At 58.5% G+C, this 14,689-nt stretch carries 11 protein-coding genes; 6 read left to right on the top strand and 5 right to left on the bottom strand.

The features are described 5' to 3' along the window. The first annotated feature begins 2 nt into the window (after positions 1-2). The 6 genes from ACCD02_RS28765 to ACCD02_RS28740 all read left to right on the top strand — a co-directional run bounded on the left by ACCD02_RS28765 (position 3) and on the right by ACCD02_RS28740 (position 8,860). Positions 3-2,255, top strand: a complete 2,253-nt coding sequence (locus tag ACCD02_RS28765; RefSeq protein WP_413309401.1) for a TonB-dependent receptor — start codon at positions 3-5, stop codon at positions 2,253-2,255. A gap of 210 nt (positions 2,256-2,465) precedes the next feature. Next, positions 2,466-5,036, top strand: coding sequence for a PepSY domain-containing protein (locus ACCD02_RS28760; protein ID WP_413309466.1), 2,571 nt, complete (start codon positions 2,466-2,468; stop codon positions 5,034-5,036). A 327-nt stretch (positions 5,037-5,363) separates the two neighbouring features. Continuing rightward, positions 5,364-6,578, top strand: coding sequence for an ADP-ribosyltransferase domain-containing protein (locus ACCD02_RS28755; protein ID WP_413309399.1), 1,215 nt, complete (start codon positions 5,364-5,366; stop codon positions 6,576-6,578). 12 nt (positions 6,579-6,590) lie between these two features. After that, positions 6,591-6,959, top strand: coding sequence for a DUF6508 domain-containing protein (locus tag ACCD02_RS28750; RefSeq protein ID WP_413309397.1), 369 nt, complete (start codon positions 6,591-6,593; stop codon positions 6,957-6,959). Positions 6,960-7,267: 308 nt separating this feature from the next. Continuing rightward, positions 7,268-8,482, top strand: coding sequence for a hypothetical protein (locus ACCD02_RS28745; protein ID WP_413309395.1), 1,215 nt, complete (start codon positions 7,268-7,270; stop codon positions 8,480-8,482). Between the two features lie 12 nt (positions 8,483-8,494). Next, the gene (locus ACCD02_RS28740; RefSeq protein ID WP_413309393.1) at positions 8,495-8,860 is read left to right on the top strand and encodes a DUF6508 domain-containing protein; all 366 of its coding nucleotides are present in this window, start codon (positions 8,495-8,497) and stop codon (positions 8,858-8,860) included. A gap of 84 nt (positions 8,861-8,944) precedes the next feature. Here the strand turns inward: ACCD02_RS28740 and ACCD02_RS28735 are convergent, their stop codons facing one another. From ACCD02_RS28735 to ACCD02_RS28715, 5 genes are all read right to left on the bottom strand, one after another. Beyond that, positions 8,945-9,919: a peptide ABC transporter ATP-binding protein gene (locus ACCD02_RS28735; RefSeq protein WP_413309391.1), complete on the bottom strand. Its 975-nt coding sequence runs from the start codon at positions 9,917-9,919 to the stop codon at positions 8,945-8,947. After that, the gene (locus tag ACCD02_RS28730; protein ID WP_413309389.1) at positions 9,919-10,887 is read right to left on the bottom strand and encodes an ABC transporter ATP-binding protein; all 969 of its coding nucleotides are present in this window, start codon (positions 10,885-10,887) and stop codon (positions 9,919-9,921) included. The genes ACCD02_RS28735 and ACCD02_RS28730 overlap by 1 nt, the downstream gene beginning before the upstream one ends. A 10-nt stretch (positions 10,888-10,897) precedes the next feature. After that, on the bottom strand, positions 10,898-11,809 hold the full coding sequence (locus tag ACCD02_RS28725; protein WP_259106452.1) for an ABC transporter permease subunit: 912 nt from the start codon (positions 11,807-11,809) through the stop codon (positions 10,898-10,900). 10 nt (positions 11,810-11,819) lie between these two features. After that, entirely contained in the window at positions 11,820-12,830 is a 1,011-nt protein-coding gene (locus ACCD02_RS28720) for an ABC transporter permease subunit (RefSeq protein WP_259106461.1), read from the bottom strand. Between the two features lie 75 nt (positions 12,831-12,905). Next, complete coding sequence (locus ACCD02_RS28715; protein ID WP_413309386.1) at positions 12,906-14,501, bottom strand: ABC transporter substrate-binding protein; 1,596 nt, start codon at positions 14,499-14,501, stop codon at positions 12,906-12,908. Between the last annotated feature and the right edge of the window lie 188 nt (positions 14,502-14,689).

Genomic DNA, 14,689 nt, shown 5'->3' with positions numbered 1-14,689 from the left:
TCATGTCGCGCGAACACCTGTTCTCAGCACCTCATTCTCCGCGTTCGATTGCCTCGGCCGTCGGCGTGGCAGTGGCGGCGATGTCTGCCGGGACCATGTCCCAGGCCGCCGAAACCGGCGAAGACAAGGCCATCAACCTGGGCGCCACCAGCATCACCGGTGAGCAGGATGCTACTTACAAGACCGATGAGTCGGCCTCGAAAAAATACACCGCGCCACTGCGCGAGACGCCCAAGAGCGTGACCGTCATCGCGCAGCAGGTTATTCGCGACACCGCCGCCACCAGTCTGGCGGACGCTTTGCGCACCACGCCGGGCATTACCTTCGGTGCAGGCGAGGGCGGCAACCCGAACGCAGACCGGCCGATCATTCGTGGCTTCAACGCCGAGAGCGACGTGTTCATCGACGGCATGCGTGATGTCGCCGCGCAAACTCGCGAAATCTTCAACATTGAATCGGTGGAAATCAGCAAGGGGCCGGGCTCGGCCTTTACCGGCGCTGGTTCCACGGGCGGCAGCCTGAACCTGATCACCAAGGAAGCGCACCTGGGCAACGCCTATAACGGTGGCTACACCTTCGGTTCCGACCAGACCCAGCGTTACACTCTGGACGTCAATCAGCAGATGACCGATACCTCGGCATTTCGTCTGAACCTGATGAAGCACGATGCCAACGTTGCCGGTCGTAATGACGTCGATGTCAGCCGCTGGGGTTTTGCGCCGTCGTTTGCCTTTGGCCTGGGCACCGACACCCGGGTGAAGGTTGACTACTACCACCTGGACACCGACGACATGCCCGACTACGGCATTCCGTTGGCCTACAGCGGTACCGCGCGCAGCAAGTACAACGTGGACAAGCCGGTCGACGTCAACAAGAACAACTTCTATGGTTTGACCGACCGCGACTATCGCAAAAGCAAGAATGACAGCGGCACCCTGCGCATCGAACATGACCTGAACGATAACGTCACGGTCTCCAACAGCTTCCGTATGTCGCGCTCGACCCTGGACTACATCGTCACCAACCCTGATGACAGCCGTGGCAACGTCAACAGCGGCACGGTTTCGCGTTCGGCCAAGAGCCGTAATTCGACGTCCAGTGGCTTCGTCAACCAGACCGACCTGAGCGCGAAGTTCGATACCGGCTTTATCAACCACAGCCTCAATACCGGCGTGGAATTCAGCTATCAGGACACCCATAACCGCGCGTACAACGTGCTCAGCGCTACCGGCGGCACTATTGCCACCGTCTGCTCTGCAGCGGTCATCCGCTCCGGCGATTGCACCAACCTGTACGATCCGACGCCCAAAGACGCGTGGAACGGCCAGATCACTGACAGCGCTGCGTATACCGATACCGACACCAAGACCTCTGCGGCCTATGTGTTCGATACCCTGAAGTTCAACGAGCAGTGGTCCCTGAACCTGGGCCTGCGCTACGACAACTACGATGTGCGTTCCAGCGGCTATGCCACGGCCGGTCGCGGCACGGTGGCGGGCAACTTCGATCGGCAGAAAACCAGCAACCTGTGGAACTACCAGGTCGGTGTGGTCTACAAGCCACTGCCTAATGGCAGCGTGTATGCGGCGTGGTCGACCTCCAGCAACCCGTCCGGTGAAACCAGTGGTAATGGGGGGCTGGAAGTAACGGCGGCCAATACCGATCTCGATCCGGAAAAGAACCGTAACTACGAGCTGGGCACCAAATGGGACTTCTTCGGTGATGATTTGTCCCTGACTGCCGCGCTGTTCCGCACCGAGAAAACCAACGCCCGTATCACCGATCCGGACAACAGCACCTATCAGGTACTGGACGGCGAGCAGCGCGTGGACGGCTTCGAGTTCACCTACACCGGCAAGATCACCAGCAAGTGGAAAGTCTACGGCGGCTACACCTATATGGAGAGCGAGCTGGTCAAGACCACACTGGCAGCGGACAAGGGCAATCATATGCCGAGTACGCCGCGTAACAACTTCAACCTGTGGTCCACTTATGAGCTGATTCCGAAGCTGACCATTGGTGGCGGTGCCACCTTTGTAGACTCGCGCTTCGGCAACGAGGCCAACTCGATCGAAGTACCGTCCTACTGGCGCTATGACGCCATGGCCAGCTACGCCCTGACCAAGAACGTCGACCTGCAACTGAACGTTCAGAACCTGACCGACAAACGTTACTTCGACCAGGTGTTCCAGACCCACTACGCCCACGTAGCGGCTGGTCGTACTGCATTGATGAGCGCCAACTTCCACTTCTGACCGCAAGTGACGATGCAAGCCCTGCTGACCTTCGGGTGAGCGGGGCTTTTGTTTGTATGCACTTGTGGGGGGTGTGGGACCGGCTCAAGCCGGTCCCACTGAATCTGGAGCTCGTGTAAATAATCGATACAAAGCGATAACGCTAATGAGAATGCATTCCGTTCAGTTCATACTACGCGGCATGGCTGATGAGTGAGGTAATCAAGGGTGTTGAAGAAAGTCCTGTTTCAAGTGCACTGGTTCTTCGGAATCACCGCGGGGTTGATCCTGGCCCTGATGGGGATTACCGGTGCGCTGTATTCGTTTGAAGACGAAATCACCGAGTTGCTCAACCCCGGCGTGGTGCTGGTGCAGCCACAGGACGTGCAAATGACGCCTGCCGCACTGGCGAGCAAGATCGAGGCGGATACTGGCAAGAAGATCTCGATGTTCCGCATCGAAGTCGATGGCAATCATGCCGCGCAGGTGTATTACACGCCGCCGCCAGGTGAACGTCGCGGGATGATGCAGTACTTCGATCCCTATACCGGCGTAATCACCGGCACTACCGGCAGCGATCAGGTCTTCGGCTTTATCCTCAACCTGCACCGCTTCCTCGCCGCAGGCGAGACGGGCAAGCAGATTACAGCCGCCTGCACGCTGATCCTGGTGTTCTTCTGCCTGTCTGGTCTGTATCTGCGCTGGCCGCGCCAGGCCTTGAACTGGCGCGTATGGCTGACCCTGGACTGGGCCAAGAAGGGCCGCAGTTTCAACTGGGACCTGCACTCGGTGTTTGGTACCTGGTGCCTGATTATTTATCTGCTGCTGGCCATCACGGGATTGAATTGGTCCTACCAATGGTTCAACGAAGGCATGACCCGTCTGATTGGCGATTCGGCGTCGGTTGAACAGCGCAAAGGTGGCGGTGGGGGTGGTGGTCAACGTCCGGGCGGCGGCCGTGGCGGGCAGGAGCAAGCTCCTGCGGCAGCACCGACCATCGATTACGTGGCGATCTGGGACAGTATCCAGAAGACTGCCGGGCCGGATCTGCGTGGTTATAACCTGCGTCTGCCGAACGCCGCCGGGCAACCGGCGACCGTCTTCTACCTGTTGAAAACCGCACCCCACGAGCGCGCCCTGAACCAGATGAGCCTTGATCCGGCCACGGGCAAACTCATCAGTGTGTCGCGTTATGCCGAAAAGGGAGTCGGCAGCCAGCTGCTGGCCAGTAACTACGCGTTGCATGTCGGCAGCTACTTTGGCCTGCCAGGGCGCCTGATCATTACCTTTGCCGCGCTGCTGATGCCGTTGTTCTTTATTACTGGCTGGCTGCTGTACCTGGATCGTCGGCGCAAGAAGCGCCAGGTCCAGGCCGCCCGCGGCGCGCTGGCTCCGTCAGCAAGCAATACTGACGAACGCGCGCCATGGTTGATCGGCTTTGCCAGCCAGAGCGGTTTCGCCGAGCAACTGGCCTGGCAGGCGGCGGGGCAATTGCAGACCGCCGGCTGGCCGGTGCAGGTGCAGCGCCTGGCTGATGTTACCGAGCAGGATCTCAAGCAACGGCATAACGCTCTGTTCGTGGTCAGTACCTTCGGCGATGGCGAGGCACCGGACAGCGCCCGTGGCTTCGAGCGCAAGATCCTCGGCCAGCCCCTGGCCCTGGAAAATCTCAATTACGCGGTACTGGGCCTGGGTGATCGCCAATATCCGGACTTCTGCGGTTTTGCCCGACGCCTGAGTGGCTGGCTCAGTGAGCGCGGCGGCAACACGCTGTTTGCTCCCATAGAAGTGGATAGCGGCGACGCTGCCACCTTGCAGCATTGGCAGCAGCAGTTGGGGCACTTGACGGGCAGCCAGCCGACCAGCACCTGGCAGGCCCCGGTGTTCGATAACTGGACCCTGGGCAAGCGCCGGTTCCTCAACCCGGGCAGCAGTGGCTCGCCAGTGTTCCTGCTGGATCTCGAACCACCTGCCGGACAAACCTGGCAGGCTGGTGACCTGGTCGAAGTCATGCCGCGCAACAGTCATGCCGCCGTGGCCCAGTTCCTCAGCGGCCTGGGTATCGCTGCCGACACCTCGGTGAAGGTGGACGGCTTGCAGGAGAGCATCAGCCAGGCCCTGGAAAGTCGCCAGTTGCCGATGCACCGTGCCCATCTGGTCGGCCTGCATGCCCAGGCGCTGATCGACGCCCTGGTGCCGATTGCCGTACGCGAGTATTCCATCGCCTCGATTCCGTCCGACGGTTCGCTGCAACTGATCGTGCGCCAGGAACTGCATGCCGACGGCAGCCTGGGCCTGGGCTCCGGCTGGCTGACCGAGCATGTCGCACTGGGTGATTCGGTCAGCCTGCGTGTGCGCCGCAACAGCGCCTTCCATGTGCCGCTCGAGCCCGTGCCGCTGATCATGATCGGCAACGGCACGGGCCTGGCCGGATTGCGCAGCCTGCTCAAGGCTCGCGTCGAGCAAGGACAGACTCGCAACTGGTTGATCTTTGGTGAGCGCGCTGTCGCCCATGACTTCCATTGCGGCGACGAGCTGCAAGGCTGTCTGGCCAACGGCAGTCTGGCTCGTCTGGACCTGGCGTTCTCCCGGGATCAGGCTGAGAAAGTCTACGTACAGGATCGCCTGCGTGAAGCGGCAGATGAGCTTCGCGAGTGGCTGGTGCAAGGTGCGGCAATCTATATCTGCGGCAGCCTTCAAGGGATGGCGGCGGGGGTTGATCTGGCATTGAGCGAGATACTCGGTGCCGAGGAACTGGAGCGACTGGTTGAGCAGGGACGTTACAGAAGGGATGTCTACTGATAAAACCTGGGCAGAATAACTGTTGGAGCGAATTCATTCCCGAAAGCAGTATTACAGACTATAAAAAGTACGTCGGATGTACTGGACTCTTCGCGGATAAATCCGCTCCCACAGGTTGATTTGTTCCCACGCAAAAAAGGCGGTGTGTCGTTTCGGACACGCCGCCTTTTTTGGATCTGAGCCGCGTTCAAGGAAGGCCGCGACACCGATATAAGGAGCCGGCAGCCTATCGCCAAACAGTCTGTCTACTGTCATAAGTGACAGTAGACCGTATAGGGAGCGATGCCTTAGTTTTTTAAGCGTTATTTACGCAAACCAAGGTGTGTCATGGAAAGGCTGAATGATCTGGTTATAGATCACTTCGATAGTGATCCAAGGGAATTGGTCCTTGCTCGCGGAAGTATCAGCGAACTTGAGCAGGCTGATGCAATTGACTATTTACTGATATCCAGCCGAAGCAGGGACTATGACCCTGCTCAGGGTGGCTGGGTAGCAGAGCTCCAGGAGGCCGGTGTTTCTGTCGAGCTGCTTGAGCGTGAGCCGGCGATGGATTTACGCCCTGCATTTCCTTGCTGGATATCCAGGGACATCGCCACGGGGCCAGGGCGTAACTTTAAACGCCTGGTGGTGTTTGAGCCTGTAGACCCGCATGTCTTTGCGGCACGGGATCTGTGGATGGTATTTCAGGCGTTGCGCCTGTTTGCCGGTGATGGGGCGGGAACCGAGGCGGATGTGCGAGTGGCTTTACCTGTACTGAGTTCGTTGGCGGGACAGGCGGATTTCTCGGTGATGTTGCGGATGATTTTTTTTGCCGCCGCCAGCCTGGCCTCAAGAGCGCGGTGGCGGCAGATCACTATAATCGTGTCTGATGAGCGTGCTGATCAGGCGACGGCGGACTTTTCCTCGCTCAAACAGCACTATCTTTCACCGCCAGATGAGCCAGAAGCGATCCAGGCTTTGCTTGCATCTATCAAGACCCGATACCCGGATCGACTCAAGAGTGTGGCAGACGCCCACGAGTATGGCCTCACCGAACGCCAGGCTTTGGCGATCTACCACTATACGCGTCAAAGTTATATTTTTATTAACAGAGCCTTGAGCCGCGGCGATGTCACTGACCCCGAATTTGCCTATTTTCAGCCTCTTATAGAGGCGCTCGGTTCAGGCCTGGCGGCGCTTGCCAATTACTCGCCTGGGGTAATCGTTTCACGCAATCTTGTGGCGTTTCCTGGTGTTGAGGATATCTACAAGGTTTCCAATGTTGTGCGGGAAGCGGCCTTCACCAGCACGACCCGGGATGAACTTCCTGTGGTTCAGGATTATAAAATTCTGTTGAAGGGGCAAATTGGCAAGGATATCGAGGCAATGTCCAACTTTCCCGAGGAGCGGGAAGTGTTATTCGACAGTGCGATGTTGCACCTGGTGAGTAAAGTCGAGGAAGAAGAGTGGGAGCCTCTACCAGGAGTGCCCATTACTTTTAAGGTCGTCACGACCGATGAGGTGTTGGCCAACACGTCAAATATTCATTTCTCCCATCTGTAAGGTCTCGACGCCATGATCACTTTACCCCCGCCCTCAAAAGCAACCGTCGATATCATTCTTGATCATGCACCGGATTTTGCCAGGCTCACGGCCCGGACAAGCGAGCGTGAAGAGCAACGCGCACTGGATAGCTTTATTGGAGTCGTCTATGCGACGGACTTCATGATGCCCTTCGACTGGATGGCCGAGTTTGCCGGGAAACACAATGAGCTGACCGACATAACGGTGCTGAGCAACGCCGATGCGGCGATGCTGAGGAAGTTGCTGATCGCCAACTTGCGGCTTGATCGCTTCAGTACCGGGCATCTTGAGCAGTTGCTGCGCTCAGGGTATCTGGAGGCTGCACTGGATCGGTTGCGCGCGTTGTTTGCCGTGCCTTGAAAGTGTGGTCCCTCAGGGCTTTTCTAAATTCATAAAAAAGGCGGTGCGCCCGGGCACACCGCCCTTTCTCATTTATTGTATTGACTACGCCGGCACAAAACGCTCGGCATGGTGGCAAGCCACCCGGCGATTGTCGATCAGGCGCAGTTTTAGAAAGCGCTCACGCCACCGATAAAATAATCCGTCACTATAATAGGCTTATTCGATATCGCTAATAAGTCTGTGGACTATCATATGTGATAGTTGAGTTGGCTGCGAAGCTTATTTAGTCTTATGCCAGCGCTGTATTGAACGCTGAGGGAAAGACCATGGATAGGCTGGATGCTCTCATTGTCGATCACTTCGACTTTGACGTGCGGGAATTAATCTTGAGTCGCGGAAGTATAGGCGAAATTAATGCGGTCGATGCAGTCGACTATTTAATCATATCCGCTCGAAGCAAAGACTATGATCCCGCGCAGGGCGGATGGGTCGCTGAGCTGCACGAAGCAGGTGTTTCTATCGAAGACCTTGAACGTGAGCCTGCAATGGACTTCCGTCCTTTGTTTCCTTGCTGGATCTCCCGAGATATCGCCAGTGGGCCAGGCCTTTATTTTAAACGTTTGGTTGTCTTTGAACCGATTGATCCAGCGGAGTCTGCCGCAACGGACGTCTGGATTGCCTTCCAGGCCTTGCGGGTTTTTGCGGGCGAGGGTGCAGGAGTCGAAGGGGATATTCGTGTAGCGGTGCCTGTATTAAGCTCTTTAGTGGGTGAAGCAGACTTTTCAGTGATGTTGCGGATGATTTTCTTCGCGGCCGCAAGCCTGGCCTCCAGAAGTCGATGGAGAACTATCAATATCTTCGTACCCGACGACCGCAGCGAGCAGGCGCAATCAGAGTTTGCTTCGCTCAAGAGCAGTTATTTTTCACCACCCGATGTGCCCGGAAGCATCAAGTCCGAGGTAGAGTCTGTCAAAGCCCGATATCCCGCGCGAACCTGGCCTGTCGCAGAGGGGAGAGAGCTTGGGCTGACAGAGCGTCAAGTGTTCGCGATCTACAATTATACGATTGTCACTTACATTTTTGTGAACAGAGCCTTGCGCCGTAATGATGTCACTGATCCTGAATTTGTATACTTTCAGTCCTTTATAGAGGCACTGAGTACCGGGTTGGCGGGGTTGGCTAATTATGTGCCTGGGGCACTATTGACACGGTACCTTGGCAGGTTTCCTGGAATCGAAGATATCTACAAAGTATCCAATGTTGTGAGAGAGGCTGCTTATTCAAGTACTTCTTATGTGGAAGTCCCCCTTGCAGATGATTATAAAATACTGTTGAAGGGGCAGATCGGCAAGAATATCGAGGCGGTTTCAGCCTACCCCACCGAACACGAGGTATTGTTCGACAGCTCAATGCTTCACTTGGTGAGCCGGGTTGAAGACGTAGAGTGGGAGCCTGTACCCGGCACGCCTGAAATAATGACCGTCGTCTCCACTGATGAGGTATTGGCCAATACCATCAATATCCACTTCTCTCATCTCTGAGGCATGAATGCCATGACCGTTTTGCCTATTCCTTCAAAAAAGACCGTCGAAATCATTCTTGACCATGCGCCGGATTTTCGCAGACTAAAAACCCTCTCAGATGAAGAGCAGCAGTACGAACTGAGCACCTTTCTTGCAGTTGTCTATGCCACGGACTTCATGATCCCGTTTGACTGGATGAAGGAGTTTGCCGGTAAGCACAACAAGCTTGCCGACCCAGCGCTATTGACTAATGCCGATGCCGCCACGGTAAGAAAGCTGCTGATTGCAAACTTGCGGCTTGATCGCTTCAGTACCGGACACATAGAACACTTGCTGCGTTCGGGTTATCTGGAGGCGGCACTGGACCGACTGCGCGTGTTGTTTGCCGTACCCTGAAAGTGTGTGTGGGACCGGCTTTTCTGAGTCCATAAAAAAAGGCGGTGCGCCAGGGCACACCGCCTTTCTCATTTACTGCATTGACTACGCCGCCACGAATTGCTCGGCATGGTGGCAAGCCACCTGGCGGTTATCGATCAGGCGCAGCTCCGGCAGCTCATTGACGCAACGCTCCGTCGCATACGGGCAGCGCTTGTGGAAGGCGCAGCCGGTTGGCGGGTTGAGCGGGTTGGGCAGTTCGCCGACGATCTTGATCTTCGGCTTGAGCGGGTCCGGGTGAATGGTCGGGGTCGCCGACAGCAGCGCCTGGGTGTAGGGGTGCAGTGGGCGGTTATAGATCTCGTCCTTGGGACCCATTTCCGCCGGGCGCCCCAGGTACATTACCAACACTGTATCGGCGACGTGACGCACCACCGACAGGTTATGGGAAATGAACACGTAGGCGGTCTGGAACTGTTGCTGCAAGTCCATGAACAGGTTCAGCACCTGGGCCTGGATGGAGACGTCCAGTGCCGAAGTCGGTTCGTCCGCCACCAGCACCTTGGGTTGCAGCATCATTGCCCGGGCCAGGGCGATCCGCTGGCGCTGGCCACCGGAAAACATGTGCGGGTAACGATGGTAGTGCTCAGGACGCAGGCCGACCTGGGCCATCATCGCCTGGACTTTTTCCCGGCGTTCTTCCTTGGACAGATTGGTGTTGATCAGCAGGGGCTCGCCCAACTGGTCACCGATTTTCTGCCGGGGGTTGAGCGAAGCGTAAGGGCTCTGGAACACCATCTGCACATCGCGGCGCAGTTGCTTGCGTTCAGCCTTGCTGGCGCCGGTGACTTCCTGCCCGGCGATTTTCAGCGAGCCGGACGACGGTTCTTCGATCAGGGTCAGGGCCCGGGCCAGGGTCGACTTGCCGCAGCCGGATTCACCGACCACAGCCAGGGTCTTGCCGGCTTCCAGTTCGAACGACACACCGTTGAGGGCGCGGACCAGGGCATGGCCCTTGAACATGCCACGGGAGACTTCGTAGTGACGGGTAAGGTCGCGGGCGGTAAGAACGACGCTCATTACGCCACCTCCTGATTCAACGGATAGAAACAGCGCGCAAGGCTATGGGCCTTGGGGTCCAGGCTCGGGCGCTCGGTGCGGCAGTTGTCCTGTACGTACGGGCAGCGCGGCGACAGCAGACAGCCTTGCGGGCGGTCGTAACGGCCGGGAACCATGCCCGGCAGCGTGGCCAGACGCTCGGCGCCCATGCTGTGCTCGGGAATCGCCGCCAGCAGCGCTTCGGCGTACGGGTGCGCGGGGATGTCGAACAGCTCGGGAACGTGGCCGACTTCGACCGCTTGCCCGGCATACATCACGCAGACACGCTGGGCGGTCTCGGCGACCACGGCGAGGTCGTGGGTGATCAGGACCAGGGCCATGTTCTGCTCTTTCTGCAGATTCAGCAGCAGCTCCATGATCTGCGCCTGAATGGTCACATCCAGGGCCGTGGTCGGTTCGTCGGCGATCAGCAACTTGGGCTCACCGGCAATGGCCATGGCAATCGCCACGCGCTGGCTCATGCCGCCGGACAGCTGGTGCGGGTAGGCATTGAGGCGCTGGGCGGCGCCGGGGATTTCGACTTTTTCCAGCAGTTCGAGGGCACGCTGGCGCGCCTGCTTGCCGGACATGTTCAAGTGCTGGCGCAGTACTTCTTCAATCTGGAAACCGACGGTGTAACTGGGGTTGAGCGCGGTCATCGGGTCCTGGAACACCATGGCCAGGTCCTTGCCGACGATACGGCGACGCTGGCGGTTGCTCAGCTTGAGCAGTTCCTGGCCGTCGAAGTTGACCGAGTCGGCGGTGATGATGCCGGGGTGATCGATCAGGCCCATCAAGGCCATCATGGTCACCGATTTGCCGGAACCCGATTCGCCGACGATGGCCAGGACTTCGCCTTTTTCCACTTCCAGGGACAGGCCGTCTACTACAGGCACGGCAGTGCTGTCGCCGAAGCGGACATTGAGATTCTTGATGCTTAAAAGTGACATGTGAACCTCCTCAGGCGGCGTTCTTGAGTTTCGGGTCCAGCGCATCGCGCAGACCGTCGCCCATCAGGTTGATTGCCAGCACGCTGAGCAAGATGGTCAGGCCGGGCAGGCTCACCACCCACCAGGCGCGTTCGATGTAGTCCCGTGCCGAGGCGAGCATGGTGCCCCACTCAGGTGTCGGCGGTTGTACGCCCAGACCGAGGAAGCCCAGTGCCGCAGCATCGAGAATTGCCGAGGAGAAACTTAAGGTCGCTTGAACGATCAGTGGTGCCATGCAGTTGGGCAGCACGGTGATGAACATCAGGCGCGGCAGGGTGGCACCGGCCAGGCGGGCGGCGGTCACGTAGTCGCGGTTGAGTTCACCCATGACGGCGGCACGGGTCAGGCGCACGTAGGACGGCAGCGAGACGATGGCGATGGCGATCACGGTGTTGATCAGGCCAGGGCCGAGGATGGCGACGATGGCCACGGCCAGCAGCAGCGACGGCAGGGCCAGCATGATGTCCATCAGGCGCATGATCGAAGGGCCGAGGATGCGCGGGAAGAACCCGGCCAGCAGGCCCATGAAGATGCCCGGAATCAGCGACATCACCACCGAGGACAGGCCGATCAGCAGCGACAGGCGTGAACCCTGGATCAGGCGCGACAGCAGGTCGCGACCCAGTTCGTCGGTGCCGAGCAGAAAGCGCATTTGCCCGCCTTCGAGCCAGGCCGGCGGCGTCAGCAGGAAGTCGCGGAACTGCTCGCTCGGATCATGGGGGGCAACCCACGGCGCGAACAATGCGCAGAAAATGATCAACAGCATGAACGCCAGGCCGGCAACGGCGCCTTTGTTCTTGGCAAAGGCTTGCCAGAATTCTTTGTACGGGGACGGATACAGCAGGCTTTGATCGACTGCTGCCACAGGAGTAGGTGTGCTCATGGTCGTGGTCTCAGCGCTGATGACGGATGCGTGGGTTGGCCAGGCCGTAGAGGATATCCACGACGAAGTTGACCAGGATCACCAGGCAGGCGATCAGCAGGATGCCGTTCTGTACGACGGGGTAGTCACGGGCGCCGATGGCCTCGATCAGCCACTTGCCGATACCCGGCCAGGAGAAGATCGTTTCGGTCAGCACCGCACCGGCCAGCAGCGTGCCGACCTGCAGGCCGAACACCGTCAGTACCGGGATCAATGCATTGCGCAGGCCGTGGACGAATACCACGCGCGCCGGCGACAGGCCCTTGGCCCGTGCGGTACGCACATAGTCTTCACGCAGCACTTCGAGCATCGAGGAGCGGGTCATCCGGGCGATGACCGCCAGCGGGATGGTGCCCAGCACGATGGCCGGCAGGATCAGGTGATGCAGGGCATCGAGGAACGAGCCTTGCTCATCGCTGAGCAGGGTGTCGATCAGCATGAAGCCGGTGCGCGGCGGGATGTCGTAGAGCAGGTCGATGCGCCCCGAGACCGGGGTCCAGCCCAGGGACACCGAGAAGAACATGATCAGGATCAGACCCCACCAGAAGATCGGCATCGAGTATCCCGCAAGCGAGATACCCATGACCCCATGGTCGAACAGGGATCCTCGCTTGAGTGCCGCGATCACCCCGGCCAGCAGCCCCAGGATGCCAGCGAAGATCAGGGCGGCAATCGACAGTTCCAGCGTGGCCGGAAACAACGATGTGAACTCGCTCCACACGCTTTCGCGGGTGCGCAGGGACTCGCCGAGATCGCCATGGGCGAGCTTGCCGACGTAGTCGATGTATTGCGCGTACAGGGGCTTGTTCAGGCCAAGACGTTCCATGGCTTGGGCGTGCATTACGGGGTCTACCCGGCGTTCGCCCATCATGACTTCGACCGGGTCACCTGGAATCAGGCGAATCAGGGCGAAGGTCAGCAGGGTGATGCCGAAGAAGGTGGGTATCAACAACCCCACCCGGCGGGCAATAAAACTCAACATCTTCTGGTGTACCTCATCAGCCGGTTAGGCATACCCGTCGTCTTTCGGATTGATCGACGACGGGCGTTTCTTCTTTTACTTCACGCCGGTAGTGGTGAAGTTGTTATTGGTCAGGGGGCTAATGTGATAGCCCTCGACGTTCTTGCGCATTGCAGTGAACAGCTTGGGGTAAGCCAGGCTGATCCACGGTTGCTCCTGGTTGAACACTTGCTGGGCCTTCTGGTAAAGCGCGGCGCGCTCCGCCGGATCGGTCTTGGCCCGTGCTGCGCTGATGGCGTCTTCGAACGCCTTGTTGCACCAGCGAGCGTAGTTCTCACCGTTCTTGGCTGCATCACAGCTCAGGTTCGGGGTGACGAAATTGTCCGGGTCGCCGTTATCGCCGGCCCAGCCTGCAAAGACCATGTCGTGCTCGCCGTTCTTGGCGCGCTTGAGCATCTCGCCCCATTCAAGGACGCGAATATCTACCTTGATACCCACTTGCGCCAGATCCGATTGCAACATCTGTGCCCCCAGCAACGGATTGGGGTTGGTCACGGCCCCGCCATTGCGGGCGAACAGGGTAAATACCGTGCCTTCCGGCACCCCGGCGGCCTTGAGCAGCGCACGGGCCTTGGCCGGGTCATGGGCGGCGTTCTTGATCGACGTGTCATAACCCAGCATGGTCGGCGGATACGGCCCGACCCCCTCAGTGGCCTTGCCTTCGCCAAACAGGGCCTTGATATAGGCCTGCTTGTCGAATGCCAGATTGATCGCCTGACGAACCCGCACATCTCCGAGGTACTTGTGCGAAGTGTTGATGGCGACGTAGCTGGTCATCATCGCTTCCATCTCGTCGAGCTTGAGATTGGGATCCTTCTTGATGCTGTCGATATCGTCGGGTTTCGGGTAAAGCGCGACCTGGCACTCGTTGGCCTTGAGTTTTTGCAGGCGCGTATTGTTGTCGAGCGTGATGGCAAACACCAGTACTTCGCTCGGAACCGGACCCTTCCAGTAATCGGGGTTGGCTTTATAGCGGACCTGCGCATCCTTGGCATAGCGCGTCAGGATGAACGGCCCGGTGCCGACGGGTCTGCTGTTCAACTCGGCGGTTTTGCCGCTTTTGAGCAACTGATCAGCATACTCGGCCGAGTAGATCGAGGTGAAGGGCATGGCCAGGTCGCGCAGGAATGGCGACTCGGGGCGCGACAGGGTGAACTTCACTGTGTAGTCGTCGACTTTTTCGACGCTTTTGAGCAGGTTGTTGAAGTCCATGCTCTCGAAATAGGGGAAGCCGGTCAGGGACTTGTCATGCCATGGGTGTTTGGGGTCCATCTGGCGATGGAAACTCCACAGTACGTCGTCGGCATTCATGTCGCGGGTCGGCTTGAAACCATCGATGGTCTGGAACTTGACCCCGTGGCGCAGCTTGAAGACGTAGGTCAGGCCATCCGGGCTGATCTCCCAGCTCTCGGCCAGGCCCGGCACGGTGTCGGTGGTACCGGGCGTAAACGCTACCAGGCGCTCGAGAATGGTTTCCGCCGAGGCATCGGCCGTGACGGCCGTGGTGTACTGGACGATATCGAAGCCTTCGGGGCTCGCTTCGGTGCAGACCACCAGGGGCTTGGCCGAGACGCTGACTGCGACGCTGAACAGGGCCAGGGCAATCGAGTTGCGTAGTGAGATCAGTTTCAAAAAATAACCCTCCGTTTAAGAACTGCAGAGATTTCTGTGGGAACGGCTTCAGCCGGGAATAGCGTCTTCCCCGCTGAAGCCGGGGCACATCAAACAATTAAAGAATATTTAAAGGAATAGTCGTCACGACCCGCAGTTCATTAAGGTTTCCATAGGCCTGGGACTCGCTGGGACGGTGGGTGGTGTAG

The sequence above is a fragment of the Pseudomonas sp. Pseusp88 genome, from assembly GCF_047303955.1.
Taxonomy (GTDB): domain Bacteria; phylum Pseudomonadota; class Gammaproteobacteria; order Pseudomonadales; family Pseudomonadaceae; genus Aquipseudomonas.
The sequence above is the reverse complement of the archived record's forward strand: the minus strand, read 5'-3'. Positions and strand labels throughout refer to the sequence as shown.

Bases quoted from the DNA above. Each gene is read 5' to 3' on its own strand.
- ACCD02_RS28765 (WP_413309401.1), top strand. From the start codon at position 3: ATGTCGCGCGAACACCTGTTCTCAGCACCTCATTCTCCGCGTTCGATT.
- ACCD02_RS28755 (WP_413309399.1), top strand. From the start codon at position 5,364: ATGGAAAGGCTGAATGATCTGGTTATAGATCACTTCGATAGTGATCCA.
- ACCD02_RS28750 (WP_413309397.1), top strand. From the start codon at position 6,591: ATGATCACTTTACCCCCGCCCTCAAAAGCAACCGTCGATATCATTCTT.
- ACCD02_RS28745 (WP_413309395.1), top strand. From the start codon at position 7,268: ATGGATAGGCTGGATGCTCTCATTGTCGATCACTTCGACTTTGACGTG.
- ACCD02_RS28740 (WP_413309393.1), top strand. From the start codon at position 8,495: ATGACCGTTTTGCCTATTCCTTCAAAAAAGACCGTCGAAATCATTCTT.
- ACCD02_RS28735 (WP_413309391.1), bottom strand. From the start codon at position 9,919: ATGAGCGTCGTTCTTACCGCCCGCGACCTTACCCGTCACTACGAAGTC.
- ACCD02_RS28730 (WP_413309389.1), bottom strand. From the start codon at position 10,887: ATGTCACTTTTAAGCATCAAGAATCTCAATGTCCGCTTCGGCGACAGC.
- ACCD02_RS28725 (WP_259106452.1), bottom strand. From the start codon at position 11,809: ATGAGCACACCTACTCCTGTGGCAGCAGTCGATCAAAGCCTGCTGTAT.
- ACCD02_RS28720 (WP_259106461.1), bottom strand. From the start codon at position 12,830: ATGTTGAGTTTTATTGCCCGCCGGGTGGGGTTGTTGATACCCACCTTC.